This is a genomic window from Mycobacterium sp. BK086 (assembly GCA_004362315.1).
GTDB lineage: Bacteria > Actinomycetota > Actinomycetes > Mycobacteriales > Mycobacteriaceae > Mycobacterium.
The window spans coordinates 215,310-235,662 of the sequence record SNWL01000006.1 but is presented as its reverse complement, the minus strand read 5'-3'; the positions used below and the strand labels follow the sequence as shown (position 1 = coordinate 235,662).

The 20,353-nt window shown below is 64.5% G+C and carries 16 protein-coding genes and 1 pseudogene; 7 read left to right on the top strand and 10 right to left on the bottom strand.

The window, feature by feature from the left end:
* The first annotated feature begins 18 nt into the window (after positions 1-18).
* Positions 19-1,515 carry a carotenoid oxygenase family protein gene (locus EV580_RS21890; protein WP_133693537.1) on the top strand — a complete coding sequence of 499 codons (1,497 nt, stop codon included), beginning with the start codon at positions 19-21 and terminating at the stop codon, positions 1,513-1,515.
* Positions 1,516-1,561: 46 nt separating this feature from the next.
* On the opposite strand, the pseudogene EV580_RS33820 reads toward EV580_RS21890, so the two are convergent.
* Both EV580_RS33820 and EV580_RS34305 read right to left on the bottom strand, forming a co-directional pair.
* Positions 1,562-3,175: pseudogene (locus EV580_RS33820) on the bottom strand (phytoene desaturase family protein); the annotation flags it as partial.
* A complete protein-coding gene (locus EV580_RS34305; RefSeq protein WP_166654823.1) occupies positions 3,118-4,026 on the bottom strand; it encodes a DUF1295 domain-containing protein in 909 nt (302 codons plus the stop codon). The pseudogene EV580_RS33820 and the gene EV580_RS34305, both read right to left, overlap by 58 nt.
* Positions 4,027-4,147: 121 nt before the next feature.
* Here EV580_RS34305 and EV580_RS21880 point away from each other — a divergent pair, with 121 nt between their 5' ends.
* From EV580_RS21880 to EV580_RS21870, 3 genes are read left to right on the top strand one after another with little or no spacing between them, the layout of a single operon-like run.
* On the top strand, positions 4,148-5,191 hold the full coding sequence (locus EV580_RS21880) for an LLM class flavin-dependent oxidoreductase (protein WP_133693533.1): 1,044 nt from the start codon (positions 4,148-4,150) through the stop codon (positions 5,189-5,191).
* Positions 5,188-6,204: an LLM class flavin-dependent oxidoreductase gene (locus EV580_RS21875; RefSeq protein WP_133693531.1), complete on the top strand. Its 1,017-nt coding sequence runs from the start codon at positions 5,188-5,190 to the stop codon at positions 6,202-6,204. The genes EV580_RS21880 and EV580_RS21875 overlap by 4 nt, the downstream gene beginning before the upstream one ends.
* The gene (locus EV580_RS21870; RefSeq protein ID WP_166654822.1) at positions 6,201-7,532 is read left to right on the top strand and encodes a protoporphyrinogen/coproporphyrinogen oxidase; all 1,332 of its coding nucleotides are present in this window, start codon (positions 6,201-6,203) and stop codon (positions 7,530-7,532) included. Before EV580_RS21875 ends, EV580_RS21870 begins: the two co-directional genes overlap by 4 nt.
* On the opposite strand, the gene EV580_RS21865 is transcribed toward EV580_RS21870, so the two are convergent.
* From EV580_RS21865 to EV580_RS21830, 8 genes are read right to left on the bottom strand one after another with little or no spacing between them, the layout of a single operon-like run.
* Entirely contained in the window at positions 7,529-8,968 is a 1,440-nt protein-coding gene (locus EV580_RS21865; RefSeq protein WP_133693527.1) for an MCE family protein, read from the bottom strand. The genes EV580_RS21870 and EV580_RS21865 overlap by 4 nt on opposite strands.
* A complete protein-coding gene (locus tag EV580_RS21860) occupies positions 8,969-10,108 on the bottom strand; it encodes an MCE family protein (RefSeq protein WP_133693526.1) in 1,140 nt (379 codons plus the stop codon).
* Complete coding sequence (locus EV580_RS21855; protein WP_133693524.1) at positions 10,105-11,418, bottom strand: MCE family protein; 1,314 nt, start codon at positions 11,416-11,418, stop codon at positions 10,105-10,107. Before EV580_RS21855 ends, EV580_RS21860 begins: the two co-directional genes overlap by 4 nt.
* Positions 11,415-12,680, bottom strand: coding sequence for an MCE family protein (locus EV580_RS21850; RefSeq protein ID WP_286171745.1), 1,266 nt, complete (start codon positions 12,678-12,680; stop codon positions 11,415-11,417). The genes EV580_RS21855 and EV580_RS21850 overlap by 4 nt, the downstream gene beginning before the upstream one ends.
* A complete protein-coding gene (locus tag EV580_RS21845; RefSeq protein ID WP_133693521.1) occupies positions 12,677-13,705 on the bottom strand; it encodes an MCE family protein in 1,029 nt (342 codons plus the stop codon). The genes EV580_RS21850 and EV580_RS21845 overlap by 4 nt, the downstream gene beginning before the upstream one ends.
* A gap of 37 nt (positions 13,706-13,742) precedes the next feature.
* The gene (locus EV580_RS21840) at positions 13,743-15,056 is read right to left on the bottom strand and encodes an MCE family protein (RefSeq protein ID WP_255496726.1); all 1,314 of its coding nucleotides are present in this window, start codon (positions 15,054-15,056) and stop codon (positions 13,743-13,745) included.
* 23 nt (positions 15,057-15,079) lie between these two features.
* Complete coding sequence (locus EV580_RS21835) at positions 15,080-15,934, bottom strand: ABC transporter permease (RefSeq protein ID WP_133693517.1); 855 nt, start codon at positions 15,932-15,934, stop codon at positions 15,080-15,082.
* On the bottom strand, positions 15,931-16,641 hold the full coding sequence (locus EV580_RS21830; protein WP_255496801.1) for an MlaE family ABC transporter permease: 711 nt from the start codon (positions 16,639-16,641) through the stop codon (positions 15,931-15,933). The genes EV580_RS21835 and EV580_RS21830 overlap by 4 nt, the downstream gene beginning before the upstream one ends.
* A 650-nt stretch (positions 16,642-17,291) precedes the next feature.
* Here EV580_RS21830 and EV580_RS21825 point away from each other — a divergent pair.
* Genes EV580_RS21825 through EV580_RS21815 form a run of 3 tightly spaced genes read left to right on the top strand, consistent with a single transcriptional unit; the run spans position 17,292 to position 20,350 of the window.
* Positions 17,292-18,359, top strand: coding sequence for a spirocyclase AveC family protein (locus EV580_RS21825; RefSeq protein ID WP_166654821.1), 1,068 nt, complete (start codon positions 17,292-17,294; stop codon positions 18,357-18,359).
* Positions 18,360-18,968 (top strand): TetR/AcrR family transcriptional regulator, encoded by a 609-nt coding sequence (locus EV580_RS21820; protein ID WP_133693511.1) that lies wholly within the window; start codon positions 18,360-18,362, stop codon positions 18,966-18,968.
* Positions 18,965-20,350: a protoporphyrinogen/coproporphyrinogen oxidase gene (locus tag EV580_RS21815; RefSeq protein ID WP_166654820.1), complete on the top strand. Its 1,386-nt coding sequence runs from the start codon at positions 18,965-18,967 to the stop codon at positions 20,348-20,350. Before EV580_RS21820 ends, EV580_RS21815 begins: the two co-directional genes overlap by 4 nt.
* Positions 20,351-20,353 lie beyond the last annotated feature (3 nt).

The following is a 20,353-nucleotide window of genomic DNA, read 5'->3' as shown; positions in this document are numbered from 1 at the left end:
GACGAACAGGACAGCCCAATGAGCTACGCGCTACCGGACTCGGTGACCACCAAGGGGCCCTTCGCGCCGATGCGTTTCGAAGCGACCGTGGAAGAGTGCATCGTCACCCATGGCGAGATCCCCAAGGATCTGGCCGGCGGTCTCTACCGGACCGGGCCGTGCTGGAAGCGTCCGTTCGCACAGGGCGGCACCCCGCTTCTCGCGATGGACGGAATGGTGCAGGGCCTCGTCTTCGAGAACGGCCGTGCCGACTTCCGCAACCGTTGGATCCGCACGCCGAAGTACCTGCTCGAGGAGAAGTACGGCCGGAGCATGTTCGAGTACTCCGATGGCGGGTTCGGTGACTACCGCGACTACGGCTACGGCACGGTCAAGCGGACGCCGGAAAACGCGCATACCCCGCAGGGCACCAACTTCATCAACATCTTTCCGCATCGCGGGGAGCTCATCGCCTCCGGTGAACTCGGCGGTCCGCCCAACGTGATCGATCCGATCACCTTGGAGACCAAGGGCATTGTCGACTGGGCGCCCGCACTGTCGCGAGGCATCCACGACAAGGTCGCGTACGGCGACGGCGCGTTCTGTGCCCACCCGAAGTGGGACGAGGACAGCGGGATCATGTACGGCTGGACCTACAGCGACCAGGCACCCTACGTCACCATGCACTACATCCATCCCGACGGCACGGTGCAGTCACGGGCCCTGAATGATGCCCCGTACAACACTGTGGCCCATGACATCTGGCTGACGCCCGAGTGGGTGGTGATGCCGTTCCAGCCGTTCATCATCGATGCCAACCGCACCGCGAAGGGCCTGCCGGTCTTCGGCTGGGAAGTCGACCTGCCCATCACACTCGCACTGATCCCGCGGCACGACATCAACGGCGAGGTGCGCTGGATCAACACCGGGCTGCCGCCCCAGTACGTCATGCACACGATGACCGCCAACGTGCGCGGTGACAAGCTCGTGCTCGACGCGCCGATCTTCCAGGAACCGCCGTTCCCGATGGAGAATAATTTCAACGAGGGCGATCAGGCGGCGCTGTTCTTCTCCAACGCGGCAAGCTATCTGGGCCGCTGGACCGTCGACCTCACGACCGGTGCGACCACGTCAGAACAGCTGTCCGATCTGCCGTCGGAGATCGGGAAGGTGGATCAGCGCTTCTACGGCAAGGGACACCGCTACGGATTCCAGATCGGTGGGCAGCCCAAGCGCCGCGGTATGCGGATGGACAGCCTGATCCGCAACGACGTCGAGAAGTGCACCGAAGAGGTCTATCAAATCCGCGATGACAAGGCGCTGGCCGCGGTCCTGGAGGGCTCGTTCGCGCCGCGCACCAAGGATTCCGCCGAAGGTGACGGGTACATCATCGTGCCGGTGGCCTGGTGGGCCGACCGCAAGGGTGAGTTCCAGATCTTCGACACCGACGACATCACCGCCGGACCCATCTGCAAGATCGAACTGCCGTTCCACATGGGGTGGACGCCGCACGGGCATTGGATGGACTTCCGCTGACCCGTGCCGGTTGGCGCCGAGCGTGACACCAGAGTCACGCTCGGCGCTATAGAACCTTCAGCACCTGCCGTGCGGTGGTCCGGCCGGCCCAGCCGTGCACGCCACCCATCGGGTGCGCACCCGCCCCGGTATGCCACAGTCCAGGTATCGGCGTGCGGTATCCCGACAATGCAGGCGTCGGCCGGTTCGGCCCCATCTGATTCAGCGACATGTCCACGACCACATAGCTGCCGTCGTGCGTCATCTGCCGAAGCTCGTTGGGGCTCTTGACCCAGCTCCCGATGACGGCGTCGGCGAACCCGGGTGCCACCGCGTCGAACGTGCGGATCGCCTGATCGGCAAAGGGTTCACGGTGCACCGCCCAGTCGCTGCCGTCGGCGAAGCTGTCCGGCACCGCGGTGCAGAACAGATACATGGTGTCGCCGACGCTGCCCGCAGGAACCTGTGAGCGGTCCGCCGCCGAGGGCATCAACGCCCACATCGGCGTCTCGGCGGGAAGAACACCGCGCATCGCGCCGTCCAACGCGCGATCGACGTACGCCCGGTCGTCGGCGATCAGCATGTAGCTGCCCCACAGTTCGGGCCTATTGCACAACAGCGAGGGTCGATTCTTCAGCGCCACATCGATTTTGGTGTTGTTGATACCCCAGCCGTTGATGCGGATATTGCGCACCTCGTCCAGGACGGTGTCGGCGACGTGGGCGGAATCGACCAGACCACACATCAGCGTGACAGGGTCGATCGCCCCGACGACCTGGTGCGCCATCAGGGTCTGACCGTCTTTGAGACGCACCCCCGTCGCGATCCCGCCGCGAACGATGATCTCCTCGACCGCAGCGCCCGTTCGGGTTTCACCGCCGTGGTGGTGTACGCATGCGGTCAACGCCTTGGTGAACTCCGCCATCCCGCCGATGGGGCGTTTGATGCCCCAGCCGATGTGCATCATGATGACGCCCAGTACGGCACCCGAACCCGGTTCGCGTAGTGGCGCTTCCGAGCCCGACGCATACACGGCCAGCAGTGATTTGACGGCGTCGGATTCGAAGAGGGTCTCGATGAGTTGGTGCGGAGATGCCATCAGCATGCGGACCACCGGCGCGAGCGATTTACGTTTGCGCAGCACCCGCCAGCCCAGCTCCGCCACCGTCCGGGCGCGGGGGCGGGTGGGGTGATCCATGAGATAGGGCGCCGCGACGTACCAGAAGTCGCACCACATCCCGCACAGCTCAGCGAATTTGGCGGCGTCACGCTTGGAGTACCGGCGGATCTCGTCGACCGTGCGGTCCAGCGAGCGCCACAGGCCGATCGACTCGCCCTCGGGTCCCAGGTACGAGCCCCAGGGTTCCGGGGTTGCCTGGCGCAGGCCGAACGACTCCAGCCTGAGCTCGGTGATGATCGACGGCTCCAGGTTGGTGAACAGCAGGTCCACGGCACACGGATTCATCACGAAGCCCGGTGCCGCCGTGACCGTCTCCTGCGAGTAGGTCATGCCACCGAGCCATGGCTTGCTCTCCAGCACGACCACGCGTTTACCGGCCTTGGCCAGGTACGCCGCGCAGGTCAGACCGTGATGGCCGCCACCGACGATGATCGCGTCGTACATCACGCCGAATTGCTGTCGGAGAGTTTGCTGTTCGCGCGCACTGCAATCAGCCGATCGTGGTTGCGCGCCATGGCCTCCCGGGACAGCGGGAGCGGCAGGAACTTGCGGGTGCGCACCATCAGTTCCTGGTATTCCGGCCGCGACCCCATGTAGTTGTCCTGGAACGCCGACCCCAGTACCGACGTCAGCATGATGGTGTTGAGGATCGGGCCCACCACGGTCCACCAGTAGTCGGGATTTCCGGCGACCGCGACCAGCCACATTCCCCACCAGACCGTGGTGGTGCCAAAGTAATTCGGATGCCGGCTGTGCGTCCACACGCCGGTGTTGAGATAGCGGGGGCGCTCGCTCAGCGCGAGGAACGACTGAAGCTGCGCATCGGCCACGGTCTCGAAGTAGAACCCGATGCCGAACACCACCAGGCCGGCGAAGGCGAGCAGGCCGATGCCGCCACTGGGCTCGCGGTTGGCCAGGATGCCGACGACCGCGGGCATGCCGATCAGCACAATGACGACCGCCTGCGGTTCCATGACCCGGAAGAAGCTCTTCCACCAGTAACCGGGGCTCATCTGCTCGACGAAGCCCAGATAGCGCGGATCGCCACCGTACTTGGGCACATATCGGCGCCAGCGGGCGGCCAGATACCAGCCGAGACGCCCGCCGTGCAGCATCACCATGAACAGCAGCAGTGCCGCGGTGACCGACTGGGCTCCGACGATCACGTAGGCGAGCAGAGCGGGCACCGCGAAGGAGAACCCGTACCAGCCGTCCATCATCGAGTGATTGCCCTGCAGCAGACCGATCACCCAGAGTGCCGTCACGACGGCGAAGGTGAAGATCGTGCAGAAGACGAACACGCTCAGGTTGCTCGACGGGTCCACACCGAGGTGGCTCACTAGCTGGTCCATGTTGCGACCCTAGCAAGAATGATAACGATCGGTCACAAAATGGAACCTGACTGCTATGGTCGTGCAAAAGGCACGATCTGAAGATTTGTGCACGTACGTTAACAACGAAAGCGTCGACGGAATGCGTATCGGGCACGGGCACTTCTTCCAGAACCTGGATGGCCGCTCAGACCATGAGGTGTGGCGTACCGAGATGGCGCTGGCCGATACTGCTGAGAGCTTCGGGTTCGACTCGGTGTGGGCGGTGGAACACCATTTCGCCGGGTATTCGATGTCGACCGACCCCTTGCAGTTCCTGACGTGGGTCGCAGGCCGCACCACCACCGTGCAACTCGGCACCATGGTGTCGGTACTGCCCTGGCACGACCCCGTCCGCCTCGCCGAACACATCTGCGTGCTCGACCACCTCTCCGGCGGTCGGCTGATCCTGGGTATGGGCCGCGGACTGGCACGCATGGAGTTCGACGGTTTCGGCGTGCCGATGGATCAGTCGCGCGAGCTGTTCGATCGCTACGCCGCCGACATCCTCGACGCGTTCGAATCCGGTCGGATCGGTGACGTCGAGCTACGCCCACGACCACTGGCGCCGCTGCGTGGCCGGGTCTACGCGTCCTCGATCTCACCGGCGTCGGCCGAGACGCTGGCACGAGTCGGCGCCGGGATGATGATCTTCCTGCAGAAGCCCTGGGAACAGACGATCGGCGATGTCGAGCGGTACACCGAGCAATACCGCCTGCATCAGGGCATCGATCCGCCCAAGCCGATGGTCGTCGTCTTCAACGCATGTCACGAAGACCGTTCGGCCGCAGCCGATCTCTACGAGCAGATCGTCGCGTACTACCGCTCGACGATCGACCACTACGGGTTCGCCGATCCCGCGATGGCGACCATCCCCGGATACGAGTACTACGGCAACATCGCGCGCAACATCGAGAAGAACGGCCGGGAGACCTTCGCGCGATTCCTTGCCGATCTGCAGCCCTGGGGAACGCCGGACGAGGTGATCGACCAGATTCGCGAGACCGTCCGGCGGACGAATGCCGGTGGACTGATCGTGGTCTCGGCGTTCGGCAACCTCTCGTCCGAGACCGCTCTGGCCAACCAAAAGCGTTTCGCGCAAACCGTCTTACCCGCCCTGACCACAACCCGAGAGGTGTCGAGATGAAACTTGGAATCACCATGCCGAGCCGGACGGCTCCGCTGGAGCGGATCCCGGAGTACGCCAAGCTGGCCGATGACGCCGGTTTCGAATCCATCTGGACCTACGAGCTCTATCGCAACCCCTTTGTCATGTTGGCGACCTCGGCCATGGCCACCTCGCGTGCCGAGCTGTGCACAGGCCTGGCGACCGCCTTCACCCGCTCGCCGTTCGAGGCGGCCAACGCCGCCGCCGATGTCGATGAATTATCCGGCGGCCGAATGAGACTCGGCCTGGGCACCGGTGTTCCGGAGTTCCTCGGTGCGTTCCACTCGACTGACTTCAAGACGCCGATCGGCCGTCTGAGCGAATACGTCGAGGTGCTCCGCCGGTCCTGGGATTATCTGGCGGGCGAGCAGGTCGCCAACTTCGAAGGCAAGCACTACCAGTTCGCTGCGCCGCCGATCAACCCGTGGGGTCTGCGCGAACCGGCGACCCGCCAGATCCCGATCCTGGTGGCCGGTATGCGGCCCAACCTATTGAGGCTGGTCGGTGCCAAGGCGGACGGCTGGGTGGGCTACCTCTACACACCGAAGTTCTTCGAGCAGATAGTGCTGCCAAATGTCACCGAAGGCGCCCGCTCGGCCGGACGTGACGTGGACACGCTGGATCTGTCCTGCGAGATCATCTGCTGTGTCCACCCGGACCGCGATATCGCGATGGCCCGGGCGAAAAAGCACGTCGGCTTCTATATCGCGCACCCGGTTTCGGATGTCGTCGCCGAAATCGAAGGGGTGCTCGATCTGGTCAACGAGCTGCGGGTATCGATGATGCAGAAGGGCCCGGCCGCGTTCGAGGACACCCCCGAAGAACTGGTGGAGCTGTTCTCCATCTCGGGCACGCCGGAGGAGTGCCGGCAGAAGCTGGACCGCTACCGCGATCTTCCGCACCTGGCGTTGCACACGTCCTACGTTCCGCCGTTCACCGCCGAAGAGTCCGAGGACTGCTACCTCCAGATCATCGACGCGTTCAAGCGGTGAGCGATGTCATCGTCGTCGGAGGCGGACCGTCGGGACTGGCTGCCGCGCACCGACTGACACGGGCCGGGCTATCGGTACGGCTGCTCGAGGCGAGCGGGCGGACGGGCGGAAAGATGTCGACCGTCCGTCAGTCCGGCTACGTCATCGATGACGGCGCCTTCTTCATTCCGAGCACATACCGCACGTTGCGCGCGCTGGCGGCCGAAATCGGGATGGCCGAGGATCTGGTGCCCGGACGGTTTGTCCTGTCCACGGTGCGCGAGGGGGTCGTTCACGACCTCGATGGCGAGCAGCTGGTCCGGTCGATCATCGCCACGGGTCTGCTGTCGTCGCGCGCGAAGGCCGAACTGGTCAAGCTGGCACCAGAACTCGTGCGAGCGCGGCTGGCCAACTACGACAAGATGCCCAAGGCCGGACGCTACGACACCCAGACGCTCGACGAGTGGGCGCGTGCCCATCTCAGCGCCGAACTACAGGAGTACCTGACCGACACCACGATGCGGGGAATCTTCGCGACCAGTGGCGACAACGCCTCCCGCGTCGACTTCCTCGCGATCATCACGTTGTTCGCGGGTGCGAGCCTGTTGGGTTTCCGCAATGGGATGGCCTCGTTTCCCGAACGCTTGTCGCAGGGGTTCGACTGCGTTCTCCAGGCCGATGTCCACGAGGTCGAGGAAGGGCCCGACGGAGTGACGGTGTCGTGGACCGATGCCGACGGGCGTGACCACATCGACTCGGCCGCGGCCTGTGTCGTCGCGACGCCGGGGGAGATGACGGCCAAGATCGTTATCGCCATGAACGATTGGCGCCGTGACTACCTCACGCGAGTCCGCAACGGTCACGTGATCGTGGCCAACATCGCCCTGGGGGCCCGGCCGCCCCAGGAGACGACCTACATCCAGGTGCCGCGCAGTTCGCACCCCTTTCTCACCGGCATCCTGTTCGATCACCACAAGGCGCCCGGCCGGGCGCCCGCTGACAAGGGCCTCTTGACGGTGGCCCTGTTGGATTCGTGGAGCGAAGAGCACCGCGACGATCACGACGACGACATCAGCGCCACCGTTCTGGCGGCGATCGACGACGTGGTTCCCGGCCTCGTCGCCCAGACCGAATTCACCCGCGTCACCCGCTGGCGGCAGGAGTTCAACACAGTGGGCTGCTACCGCGACCTCGGCCGCTTCCGAGAATCGTGCCGGTCCGACCATCGGGTCCAGCTCGCCGGTGACTCGCAGTGCATGCAGAACATCGAGTACGCCACCACGACCGGGCTGCGCGCCGCCGACCGGCTGCTGGCCACCGGCCTGTTCTCGGCTCGCCGCTCGGGCTAACCCGCCGGCGGGGTCAGCATCGACTGCCAGGTCTGATGCTGCGGCGCGTTCTGTGCGAGATTGCTTTGGGTGTACGGCTTTCCATCCGGGCCGATATAGGTGCCGGTCGCCGGATCATAGGGCACCGCGTTGATCGACTGAGGAGCCGGCGGCGCGGAGCTGCCGTCGCGCGGCTGGGGAATGGCCTGACCGGACAGTGTCGCGTTCGGGTCGCCCTTCCAGTTTTCGCCCTCGTTGAGCGGAACGTACTGCTCGTCGCTCTCGCATATCTTCGCGGTCGGGGCGCGCTTCCCGGGCTTAGTCGGGCACGGGGTGTTCTTCACGCCGCGAACACCGAACGTCGCGTCCTGCGCGGTGCGGCAGTACATCTCGCCGGGCATGCGATCGGGGAAATCGAGTTGATCCGGGGTGCGCTGTTGCTGGGTCGGGAGGTACCCGGTGGTGCACGCCGGTGGAATGTTGATGTTCAGGTTGAAGCTCAGATAGAGGCCGCGCATCGCCTGCTTGGTGTCGTGGTTGGGCACCGCGAGAGTGGCCACCTCCGCGACGGTCTGTGGCACGAGCACCAGGAGTTGCTCGACGCTGGCGTTGTAGGTCAGGGCGACATCGGCGATACCCGACAGGTTGGCAAGGATCGTCGGCAGTGTGGGGTCGAGCCGGTCGAACAGCTGTTGTCCCTGTGCCGCAGCCGGTCCGGCGTTGTCGATGAGATCGGCGACGGCGTGGTCCTGGGTCTTGAGCTGGGTGGTGATGTCGGCGACCTGGGCTGCCCACGCGTCGATCGAGCCGGAGGTATCGCCTTGGGAGTCCAGAACCGGTTTGGCCTCGTCGATGAGAGTCGTCAGGGAATCGAGGTTCTGCCGCGCGTCGGTCGCCAGCGCCGTCGAGCCCTTGACGATTCGGGACAGCTCGGGGCCCAAACCCCCGACAGCGGTGTAGCTTTCGTTGATCACGGTGGTCAGCGAGTCGCCCGGGATGGCCTCCAGGCCGGAATTCGCCGAGTCGAGCAGGCTGTTGACGTCCGGTGGCACCGATGTGTCGGCCATCGGGATCACGTCGCCGTCCTTGAGCGGGGCGGAATCCGCGCTGCGTGGTATCAGGGCGACGTACTGCTCGCCGACCGCGGAGACGCTGTGCACCTCGGCCTTGACGTCGGACGGGATGTCGATCCCCGACTTGAGTGACAACGTGGCCGCGACACCGTCAGGGGTGACCTTCACACTGTCGATACGGCCGACCTCGACGCCGCGGTAGGTGACATTGCCCGTGGCGTACAGGCCACCCGAGCGCGGCAGATCCACTGTGACGGTGTAGCGACCGACACCGAAGAGCAGCACGGGCAGCTTGATGTATCCGAACACCATGATCAGCGCGGCGATCAGGCTCACGACGCTGAAGATGGCCAACTGGATCTTGATGCCTCTGTTCAGGTGCATCTACGGTCCCTGGTCGAGGTGGTAGGGCGCCACCAGCGGATTGCCGGCGGTATAGGGGCTGGGCATCTGCCCGATCGTGCGGCCCCACTGCATTTCGAGCTCGGTGAGGTCGCCCTCCCACCGGGTGCCCGTGAAGATCGACGAGTCGATTCGGCTGAGCGTCAGGTCGACGATGGCGGTCAGGTTGGCGTAGTCGCCCCGGAACCAATTGAGCAGATTGTCCTTCGGCCACGGGAACGTCGCGAGCTGGCCCAGCGACCGGGTCATATCGGGACCGGCGTCGGCGAGGGACTTGAGCACGGGGGCGACATTGCGCAGGTTGGCCACCAGGCTGTCCCGAGTCTGGTGTGTGACGTCGGCGGCCACAGCGCTGAACTTGCCGAACTTGTCGATCGCCTCGATGAGGGTGTCGCGCTGCTTGTCGAGCTCGGCGAGCGCGTTGGGGATGGTGCGTAAGGCGTTGTCCAGTACCGGCTTCTGTTCGGCGATTTGTCCGACCAGCTTGTTGAGACTGGTGTTGGCGTCGATGATGTCGGTGGTTTGGTCGCGCAGTTTGCCGACGAAGATGTCGAGTTGGGTGATGAAACTGCGAAGCTCCTCGGCCCGACCGGTGAACGCCGTCGCAAAGGCTTTGGTGATGTCTTGCAGCTGCCCGATTCCACCGCCGTTGAGGAGTAACGACAGTGAGCCGAGGGTCTGTTCGGTGGTGGGGTAGCTGCCCGCCGACGACAGTGGAATCAGAGATCCCTGATGAAGGTGGCCGCGTGGCGGTTCGGTTGTCGGAGAGGCCAACTCGACGTGCAGGGTACCGAGCAGGCTCGTCATACCGACCTTGGCGGTGGCGTTCTCCGGCAGATCGACGTCGCCGTTGATACGCATCGTCACCAGTGCGTGCCACCCCTGGCGTTCGATGTCGGTGATGTGCCCGACGGTGACGTCACCGACGCGGACACGTTGGTTGCGTTGGATATTCGTCACGTCCGGCATCTGGGCGCGAACCTCGAACGAGCCGGGGCCGTTGCCCTCGGTGCCCGGCAACGGCAGGGAGTTCGCCCCCTCCCACTCGGAACAACCCGAGAGCGTCGCGGCCGCGAGGGAGAGTGCGACGGTCGCGGCAATCGTCGTGCCGGCGCGCCTCATGAGCCACCTCCCGGCGGGGTCATCATGCCGCTCAACCCGGCGTCCGGATTGGTCGGAACCGCTTCTGCGGGAAGCGGAGCCGGATTGCCCGCGGGCGGCGGGACATTCGCGGGTGCTGGATTGTCCGGTGGCGGCGTCGGCCGGTAGTCGGGACGCAGCCAATCCTCGCTGTACGTCACTTCGTTGGGGCGGGCAGTGGCGCCGACGAACGGGTTGAGACCGAACGGAAGGAAGTTGAACTGCCGGTTCTTCATGATCGGGGCGAGGTACTGCACACACAGCTTTGCCGATTGTTCGGCGCCCAGCCGGGACGCCGCCTGTACAGCACCGCACAGGAACGACACCGGGTTGGCGAAGTTGTTCAGGGCGAGAATGCCGGTGAGCGCGTTTTGCGCGGGCTGGTAGATGTTGGAGAGATTCTGGACCGTCGTCGGTCCGATGTGCAGGAACTGCTGGATCTCGTCCCTGCTTTCGCCCAACGCGGCGGCCAGCTTCGCCAGCTCATCAGACGTCGTCCCGACCGTCTCGGTGTTCTCGGTGAGAAACGCCTTGACGTCGGTGACGGCGGTGTTGAGGTCGCCGACGGCTTGGCCGATTTCGTTGGGGGAGTTGGCGACAAGACCGCTCACCGCCGAAAGGTTTCCGTTGAGCTGGCGCATGACGTCGGTGCTGGCTTTCAGGGCGGTGACCAGAGTCGACAAACTCTTGATTGTTCCGAAGATGTCCTTGCTGTGGTCGCCAAGGGCTGAGAACGCCTCGGACATTTTGATGATGGCCTGCCGAATGTCGGCGCCCTGGCCACGCAGGTTGTCCGCGGTGGTGTTGAGGAACGCCCCCAACGGGCTCACTCCGCCAGGCTCGTTGGGCTGCAATGTCTGCGTGAGCTTTTCGAGCTGCTCGCGCAGGTCGTCCCATTCGACCGGCACGAGGGTCCGGTTCAGCGGGATCACCGCACCAGGCTTGATGACGGGGCCGCTCGTGTAGGCGGGCGTGAGCTGAATTGCCCGCGCGGTCACCAGTGACGGCGACAAGATCGCCGCCTGAACTTCGGCGGGAACCTTGTACTTCTTGTCGACCCAGAACGTCACCTTGACCGACTCCGGCTGGGGCTCGATGGCCTCGATCGCACCGACCGGAACACCGAGGATACGGATCTCATCGCCGGGGAAGACACCGTTGCTGTTGTCGAAATAGGCAGTCAGGTGAACACGATTCGAGGTGAACACCGTGCGCAGCAGGAATCCGGCACCGGCGACGAGAGTCAGCACCAGTGCGACGGACACGAGTATCTTCAGTCCGCGTTTACTCATGACTGCCCCGGTTCGACGAGGAACGGCTGCGGAGTCGGCGGCGGGCCCACGACGGCGGGCGGCCCTGGCGGCGGTCCACCCGGCGGCGGAGCAGGCAGCGGCGGACGATACGGGTAGCGCGGGTCACCGGGGTTGCCGGTGATGGCCTCGGGGAGTGATTGATTCGGTTCGCCGCCCTGGCCGGTGCGTGGGAAAGGCATCGGCAGAGGTGGTGTCCCCGGCTGGCCGATCTGGGGATCGGCGAGCTGCGACGGCAGCAGTACGTTGGGGTCGACGCCCAGATCGGAGAATGCGGCATCGATGAACGGTTGAACAAACTGTCCGGGAAGCAGATTGGCGAGATAGGCCTTGAAGAACGGACCGGAGGACAGCGTCTCGCCGAACGACATCGCGTAGGCGTTCAAATTCTTCAATGATTCCTGGATGTTGGCCTTGTACTTGTTAACCAACGCCAGCACGCCGTTGAGCTTCTCGAGCGCCGGCTTCAGCTTGCCCCGGTTGTCGGCGACGAATCCGGACAGCTGTGTGGAGACCGCCGACAGATGCCCCGCGATCGCATCGAGTGATCCGCTCTGGGTCCGCAGCGTCGCCAGCAGTGCATTGGTGTCGTTGATGAGGCTGGCGACATCGGAACTGCGTTGTGCCAGAACCGTCGTCGCCTTGTTGGCGTTGGTCAGCAGGCTGCGGAGCTCCTGGTCGCGCTTGCCGAGGGTGTCGGAGAACCGCGCCACTCCCGCCACGGCGACCTGCAGATCAGGCGGGGTGTCCTTGAACGTTTCCGCAAGGGTGGTCAGGGAGTCGGAGAGCTGATTGGTGTCCAGTCCGCTGATCGCGGTCGCCACGTCGCCCAACGCATCGGGAAGCTGGTAGGGCGGTGTGGTGCGATCCACCGGAATGGGGCCGTCCAGCCTGCCTTCACCGCGCGGGGTGATTTCGAGGATCTTGGAGCCCAGCAGTGTTCGGGTCTTGATGGCGGCCTCGGTCCGGTCGCCCAGTGGCATGTCCTTGTCGACGTCGAAGGTGACGAGGACGCGGTTGCCCTCCAGTTCCAGATCGGTGACCTGACCGATCTTGAATCCGGAGACCTGCACCGGGGAATCGACTGCCAGACCGCCGGTTTCGCTGAAGTACGCCGAGTAGGACTGCCCGTTGTTGAAGAACGGCAACTGCTTGTACTGCAGTGCCCCGACCATGACGACGCCGAGGACGGTGACGCCGATGGCTCCGACGATCAGGGGATTGCGCTCGGAAAACGATTTCACTTGGGCGCACACCTCCCAGTGTCCTGACCGGCCATTTTAATGTAAACCGGTTGTCCGCCTTTACCGTTCATCTTCAGGAAGAGATCGCACAGGTAGAAGCTGAAGAAGTCGCCGTACACGCCTTGCCTGGCCAACGCGCGGTAGGCGTCGGGCAGGGTGGCGAGCAGGTGGTCCAGGAAGTCGTAGTCGCCCATCGCCAGACCTGCCACCCGGTCGGTCTGTTCGACGGTGTCGCGCAGTGGGGGACGGGCCGCCGACATCAGATCGGCGATCGACCCCGTCGCCGCGTTGGTGTAGGCGACCGCGTTGGTGATGTCGTCGCGCCGGGCGGACAGCCCCTTCACGAGTTCGGATGTGGTCTTGATGGCTTTGTCGAATTGGCCGTTCTGCTCGGCGAGTGACCCGAGCATGACGTTCAGGTTGTGGATGACCTGTCCGATCAGATCGTCGCGGTCGGCCAGTGTGCTGGTGAACTGCGCCGTTTGGCTCAGGAACGAATTGATGGTGCCGCCCTGCCCCTGCAAGGCCTGGATCAGTTGTCCGGTAAGGGCATTGACCTGCTCGGGATCCAGAGCGCGGAACAACGGCTTGAAACCACCGATCAGCGCGTCGAGGTCGACCGAGGGGGCGGTCTGGCTGACCGGGATGGTCTGGCCCGGGAGCAGCCGCTTGGTGTCGCCGGCACCTTCCTGGAGTTCGAGGTAGCGGTCGCCCAGCGGGTTGTCCCAGCGGATGACCGCGCGCGAGCCGTGCGTCAGGACCACGGATTGATCGGTGGTGAAGGAAACCGTGACGATCGTGTCGGGACGGATCGAGATATCGCTGACCTTGCCGACTTCCACGCCGGCGATCCGGACAAAGGCACCGGACTTCAGCCCGGTGATATCGCTGAATTCGGCCCGGTAGGTGTCCTCGTCCTGGAATCGCAACTGCGCGAAGATCGCGAAGATCGCGAAAATGCCCAGCACGCAGACCATCACGAAGATGGCGAGTCGCCAGACGGCGCCTGCCAGGTTGTCTCGCACCTACTTCTCCTTGGTATGCGCTTCGTGGCTGGGTGGTTCAGGATCCGGGGGGATACGCGGGGCCTGGCGGATACAGCGGGGCGCCATCTGGTCCGTAGAGGGGAGCGCCGTAGGGCGGTGCGCCCGGATACGGGACCGGGCCGATCGCCGGAACGCCGTCCCCATGCGGCCGTGGCGGTTCCGGCACACCCTTGGTGACCGGGAACCAGTTGTACAGCCACGGGTTGCCGGTGCCTGGGTTCGGGCGCAAGTCCAGGCCGGTACCCCAGCCGGTGTTGGTCACCAATTGGCGCACCGGGAAGTTCTTGCTCGGGTCGGGAAGGGACCCGCAGGACGGCTTGCCGCCCGGTCCGCCCTTGGCGGCGACGATCGGCAGGTTGTCCGGGTACTTGTACGGATCCTCGGCCGGCATCAGGGCGGCGTCGAGGATGACCGATTTCTTGTTGCCGCCCATCGCTTCCAGGCCGCCGTTGTTGAGGAACCACACGGAGCCCTGCAAGGTACAGGTGAAGGTCGGGTCGTACTTGTGCAGCAGATCGGTTGTCGGGACCAGCGTGTCCATCAGGTGCACCAGATCGTTGCCGTTGCGGCCGAGCACATTTGCGCCACTCTGAGAGAAGCCGATGCTGTTGAGAAGTGCGGTGTTGAGCTGCGCGGAGTGATCGGTGATCGTCGTGCTGGTGACGCTGGCCGAGTCCAGTATCTTCATGATGTCCGATGCGGCGCCGGCGTACGCATCGGAAAATCCCTTGAAGGAGCGCCAGTCTTCGGCGACGGTGTCCATTCGCGGATTGATCGCGAGCAGGACCTGGTTGGCATCGACCGTCGCCTGGCCGATCCGCTCACCCTGTCCGCGTACGCCATCGGCGATGGCGGTCAGTGTGGCGTTGAGCTTCATCGGGTCGAGCTTCGTGATGAACTTGCTCAGGTTCTCGAAGACGGTGTTGACCTCGGTGCTGACATTGCGAGACGTCAAGACCGTTCCGGCCGTAATCCGTTGTGGACTAGGGTGATCCGGGTAGATCAGGTCGACGTATTTGGCGCCGAATGCCGTGGTCGCCTTGATCTGTGCGCCGACATTCTGCGGGATGTCGGCGACGGCCTCGGGAAAGAGGTTCAGCCGCACGGAGACATTGCGGCCGGTCCCCGTGACCGAGGCGATACGGCCGACCTGCACCCCGCGCAGCTTGACCTTCCCGCCGGATTCCAGGATCAGTCCCGATCGGTCCGACGTCAGCGTCACCGCTACGAAGCTGCGGAATGTGCCGGTGAACAAGGTGATCGTCATCAGCACCAGAAAGACGATCAGCGCGAGCAGGATGGCCGTCCACCAGGCCGGCTTGATACGCATGTTCCTTCGGTCGTCGAACATCGCTACCCGGAAAGGTCGAAGTTGCCGGACTGCCCGTACACCGACAGCGTGATGATGACCGAGACGAATGCGGCGGCGATGAGCGAGGTGCGCACCGCGCGACCGACCGCCTCACCGACGCCGGCCGGTCCGCCGGTGGCCGTGTACCCGTAGTAGGTGTGCACCAGCATCACGACGATGCCGATCACGACCGCTTGAAAGAACGACCAGATCAGGTCGGTCGAATGCAGGAACGTATTGAAGTAGTGGTCGTAGACGCCAGTGGACTGCCCGTAGCCAAAGGTGGTGCCCATCCGCGCGGCGAAAAACGAGGCAATCACCGCGATGCAGTAGAGCGGGATGACGACCATGACACCGGCCACGACGCGGGTGGAGGCCAGGTAGGCGATCGACCGGATGCCCATCACTTCGAGGGCGTCGATCTCCTCGCTGATGCGCATTGCGCCGAGTTGGGCGGTAGCGCCCGCGCCGATCGTCGCGGCCAGGCCGATGCCGGCCACGACGGGGGCGATGATCCGGACGTTGGCGTAGGCCGAGATGAAGCCGGTGAGTGCTTCCACACCGATACCGGCCAGTGAGTTGTAGCCCTGGACGGCGATGATCGCGCCCGCGGAGAGCGTGAGGAATCCGATGATCACGACGGTTCCGCCGATGACGGCCAGGGCGCCGGTGCCCAAGCTCATCTGCGCGATGAGCCGGATGATCTCGAGTTTGTAGTGTACGAACGCGTTTCGGATCTCCGCGATGGTTCGGGTGTAGAACGCCATCTGGAATCCGACGGCTTCCCACCCCTTGCCGAATCCTCTGGCCGCGCCGCTGAGCCTGCCCAATCGCTTGCTGGGCCGAGCCGTCGTCATTTCGCCGCCTCGACGCCGATGGCGGTCGCGATGACGTTGATGAAGAACAGGGCCATGAAGGAGAGCACGACCGTCTCGTTGACCGCATTACCGACACCCGCCGGACCACCGCCCACCGAGATGCCCTTGTAGCAGGCGATCAGGCTGGCCGCCAGGCCGAAGACCGCGGCCTTGCACAGGGCGACGATCACTTCGACCGGACCGACGAGGATCGTCATCCCGGCGGCGAACGCACCGGGCGTCACGTGCTGAACGAAGACGGAGAACAGGAAACCGCCGCCCAGTCCGATGACCGACACGATCGAATTCAGCAGGAGGGCGACGCCGGTGGCGGCCAGGACCCGCGGCACGACGAGCGACTGGATCGGGTTGATACCGAGAACCCGCAGCGCGTCGAGCTCCTCGCGGATGGTCCGCGCGCCGAGATCCGCGCACATGGCGGTGGCGCCGGCGCCGGCCACCACGAGCACGGTGACGACGGGACCGATCTGCGTGATGGCCCCGAGCGCGGTGCCGGTGCCGGAGTAGTCGGCGGCACCGAACTCGATGAGCAGGATGTTCAGCACGAACACCGTGAGAACGGTGAACGGTATCGACAGCATGATGGTCGGCACGATCGACACGCGTGCCACGAACCAGCTCTGCAATAGGAACTCACGCCAGGCGAACGGCGGCTTGAACATCAGCACGAAGGTGTCCAGACACATCGCGACGAAGCCCCCCACCGCGATTGCTGGTTTTGACACCGCCGACACAGCGCCACGGGCCAGGCTTCGCTGAGGCGTTGCCGGAGCAACTTGCCCCATCTTGACCTCCGATCGTGGTGTGGTCTGCGGCTTCGGAACAGTGTGACGCAGGTCTCTATTACATGCAACAAAGAACGTACATTATATTTTGTCCATTACGCAATGGTCCTCGGCTGCGGCACACACTCAACACTCAAAATGGCCTCGAGCAGGCACGTAGCTATTTAGAGCTGTAGCGTCTCATAAAGATACCTCAACTTGCATCCGGTGCAAAGCAGCTTCTAATCCCGCCCGTCCGTCGGCCGGAAGGCGGGTCGTGCCGGATAAATTTTAATCTATTTTTGACTAAAATAGCAGACCGAGCTGCTCGGGCGGGCAACCGATGCATAACGGCCGGGCCTCGCGATATGGGCGCTGCCGGCGCCCCGCAAACCCGCAGCGTTGGCCGTTCCGCGGCGGCCGACTGGCGGATTCGGCGCGCTTTCGTTCGCTCAGCGGCGGTTAGCGCGCCGAAATCGCTCGTCAGGCGAGTGTGACGGCCCCATATATACAGCCTCGTCAGTTTCGTTGGAACGCGGAACGATATTTGTTCCACGTGCTACCTTGCCCGGGTGGCGGTGACGGATGCGACGGACGCGGTGGCCGAGCAGGACGCCACCGGTGCCCGACGTGCGCGGCCGGCAGGCACCGTGTTCGTCTGGGCGTGCGGTGGCGCGGCGCTGGTGGGCCTGGCCATCACGTGCTGGGCCGGCTGGCTGACATCGCCACAGGCTCGGCCCGTCGATCCGGGCCCCGATCCGTACGCCTTCGAATGGGTGATCCGGCTGACCGAGGGGCTCAGCCTCTCGGTGTTCGTGCTCCTGCTCTGGTGCTCGTTGCTGCGGCCCGCATACCGGTCACGCACGGTGACATTGGACGGAAAGCTCTTCCTCGGTGGGCTTTTCGCGTCGGTACTGGACGTGATGTGTCAAATGTTCAACCCCACCTGGGCGATGAATGCGCACTCGCTCAACCTGGGCACCTGGGCCGCCCAATTTCCCGGATTCGCGGCGCCCCAAGGGGAACGCTGGGCCTGGAGTCTTGGGTGGTGTATGCCCGCCTACATCTGGCTCGGTGTCGGCGCCGCCATCGTCGGCTGCGCCTATCTCGATCTCCTACGCAGACGGCTGCCGCGGGTCAGCACCGTCGCCCTGTACGCGATCGTGCTCGTGACGTTCATGGCGGTGTTCGGGTGCCTGGCCACCACGTGGAATCGCACCGGCGTCTACACCTACATCTCGTCGCCGAATGCGTTGACCCTGTGGGCAGATACGACGCACCGGCTGCCCGTCACGGAGCTGCTCTTCATCTCCGCCTACTGCCTGATGTTCACCTGGCTGCGCGACTCCCGGGATGCGAACGGCCGGTGTGCGGTCGATCGCGATGTCGACGCACTCGCGCTCGGGTCGAAGGCCAAGACAGGTTTGTCGACCCTCGCGGTCATCGGATGGGCCGGCTTCACCACTGTGGCCGCCTACCAGATTCCCAACGACTGGATGTCGATGACTGGCGACGTGGACAGCATCCCGGTATTGCCGTCCTACCAACAGGGCAGCATCTATTGCGGCCAGCCCGGAAAACCGCTCTGCCCCAACCAGTACCTCGATCAACTGCAACACACGTACGGGGGCGCCGGTTAAATGGCTGCCATGCTTGCCGAGAACCACGACCCCGTTCTGCTCAGTCGCGTCGTGGCCGCGGCCCGTCGCTGCTTCGCTCGCTTCGGGGTCGACCGGACCACCATGCACGACATCGCCAAGGAGGCTGGTATCGGCCGCACCGGTGTCTACCGGCTCGGCCTCACCCGCCCCGAGATCACCGAGGCCGCAATCGTCGGGCGGCTGCAGGAGCTGGGTGAGGGCATCCGACCCATCGCCGCGCAGGACGCGTCGTTCGCAGAGCTGCTCGTCGAAACATCGATCGCCACCGTCGATGCCGCGCGTTCGGATCCCGAACTGCATCACCTGCTCGACACCACGACGACGGTGTCCCTGCACCGGTTGATCACCGGGCACGACTCGGCGATGCAGGCCATCGTCGCCGACGTCCTCGGGCCGATGCTGCGCCGCGGCCGTGAGCAGGGTGAGCTCCGGCCGGACGTCAGCGACGAGCGGGTCGTCGAATGGCTGCGCGGTGTCTACCTGATGCTGATGTTGCGGGAAGACCTCGACGCCGAGGCCGAACGCGCCATGGTGGCCGACTTCGTTCTCTCATCTCTCGTCGTCCACAAGAAGGGAACCTCAGGATGACCACCACCGATGCCCAGGTCGATGCCGGGCCGGTCTTCATCGTCGGAGCCGGCCCATCGGGACTGACGGCGGCGTATCGCCTTCGCGAACAAGGCATTCCGAGTGTCGTCCTGGAGAAGCGCGATCGGACCGGCGGCATGATCCACACCCACCGCGAGCAGGGCTACCTCATGGAGGAAGGCGCGACGATCCTGCCGAGCGCCTACGAGCCGGTGGTGAAGCTCGCCCATGAAATCGGCAGTGGACCCGACCTGATCCCGGCGGGCTCGATCATCGGATTCGCCCGTGACAACGTGATTCACAACCTGCGGTCGGATCACCTGTTCTCCGACATCCTCAGGACCCCGCTGGTATCGCTGAAGTCGAAGGCGCTGATGGCCCGGTTCGGCGTCGACGCGACCCGGGCGAGCAAGCTGCTGAACTACGAAGACCTTTCGCGCGCTTCGGCATTCGACACCATGACCCCGCGGGAGTACTGCTCGCTGCATCTCGGATTGTCCGGCGAGGTGTACGACTATGTGATCAACTCGACGGTCCGCGGTGTTCTCGGTGTGCGCGGCGATGCCATCTCCAATCTCGAGCTGTTCTTCATGCTCTACAACATCCTGGGTAGCAAGCTGTACGCCTTCCGGGATGGCTACTCGACGTATATCGACCGCCTGTCAACAGGATTGGACATTCGGCTGTCCGCAACCGTGCATGAGATCACGGAGAGTCGCGACGGTGTCACGGTGATATGGACCGACGCCGACGGTGTGTCCCACACCGACAGCGGTTCGGGTGCGGTTCTGACCGCGCGCGGTGACACGATTCCCGCCATGGCACCCGGACGGTTCGACGCGTACTCCGAACAGTTCCTGCGCGGCCTGCGCTACACGAAGTGTGTGGTCATGAACACCGGAGTCACACGCAAGCCCAAGGGCATCGTCGCGTCTGTGATCAACATCCCCGAGCCGGTCGATCCCGACATCATGGGGTTCACCTGCGAGCACAACAAGGCGCCGGGGCGTGCACCGGAAGGTCATGGGCTGCTTGACATCCTGACCATGACGGAGTTCGCCGAGAAGATCATCGACGATGACGACGACACCGTCCGCCACAAGATCCTGAGCCGGATGGAGAAGGTGATCCCCGGGCTGACCGACACCGTGGACTACACCCGCATCGCGCGCTGGAACGAGGTGATCGTCTACAGCAGGCCGGGCCTGTACAAGGACCTCGGCCAGTTCCAGGCCAGGCAGGCCGCGGTCAAGTCGCGCATCCGGCTGGCGGGGGTTTTCCGCTCGTCGTCGAACATGTGCACCGCGACGGTGTCCGGCGAGAAGGCCGCTGCCGATTTGGCGGGTCTGCTGCGCCTACCGCGCCGTCTTGCCGCTGTATAGCTG

Excerpts from the sequence above, each read along its gene's own strand:
- EV580_RS21890 (WP_133693537.1), top strand. The coding sequence starts at position 19 with ATGAGCTACGCGCTACCGGACTCGGTGACCACCAAGGGGCCCTTCGCG.
- EV580_RS34305 (WP_166654823.1), bottom strand. The coding sequence starts at position 4,026 with ATGGACCAGCTAGTGAGCCACCTCGGTGTGGACCCGTCGAGCAACCTG.
- EV580_RS21880 (WP_133693533.1), top strand. The coding sequence starts at position 4,148 with ATGCGTATCGGGCACGGGCACTTCTTCCAGAACCTGGATGGCCGCTCA.
- EV580_RS21875 (WP_133693531.1), top strand. The coding sequence starts at position 5,188 with ATGAAACTTGGAATCACCATGCCGAGCCGGACGGCTCCGCTGGAGCGG.
- EV580_RS21865 (WP_133693527.1), bottom strand. The coding sequence starts at position 8,968 with ATGCACCTGAACAGAGGCATCAAGATCCAGTTGGCCATCTTCAGCGTC.
- EV580_RS21860 (WP_133693526.1), bottom strand. The coding sequence starts at position 10,108 with ATGAGGCGCGCCGGCACGACGATTGCCGCGACCGTCGCACTCTCCCTC.
- EV580_RS21855 (WP_133693524.1), bottom strand. The coding sequence starts at position 11,418 with ATGAGTAAACGCGGACTGAAGATACTCGTGTCCGTCGCACTGGTGCTG.
- EV580_RS21840 (WP_255496726.1), bottom strand. The coding sequence starts at position 15,056 with ATGCGTATCAAGCCGGCCTGGTGGACGGCCATCCTGCTCGCGCTGATC.
- EV580_RS21835 (WP_133693517.1), bottom strand. The coding sequence starts at position 15,934 with ATGACGACGGCTCGGCCCAGCAAGCGATTGGGCAGGCTCAGCGGCGCG.
- EV580_RS21830 (WP_255496801.1), bottom strand. The coding sequence starts at position 16,641 with ATGTGTCTGGACACCTTCGTGCTGATGTTCAAGCCGCCGTTCGCCTGG.
- EV580_RS21820 (WP_133693511.1), top strand. The coding sequence starts at position 18,360 with ATGGCTGCCATGCTTGCCGAGAACCACGACCCCGTTCTGCTCAGTCGC.
- EV580_RS21815 (WP_166654820.1), top strand. The coding sequence starts at position 18,965 with ATGACCACCACCGATGCCCAGGTCGATGCCGGGCCGGTCTTCATCGTC.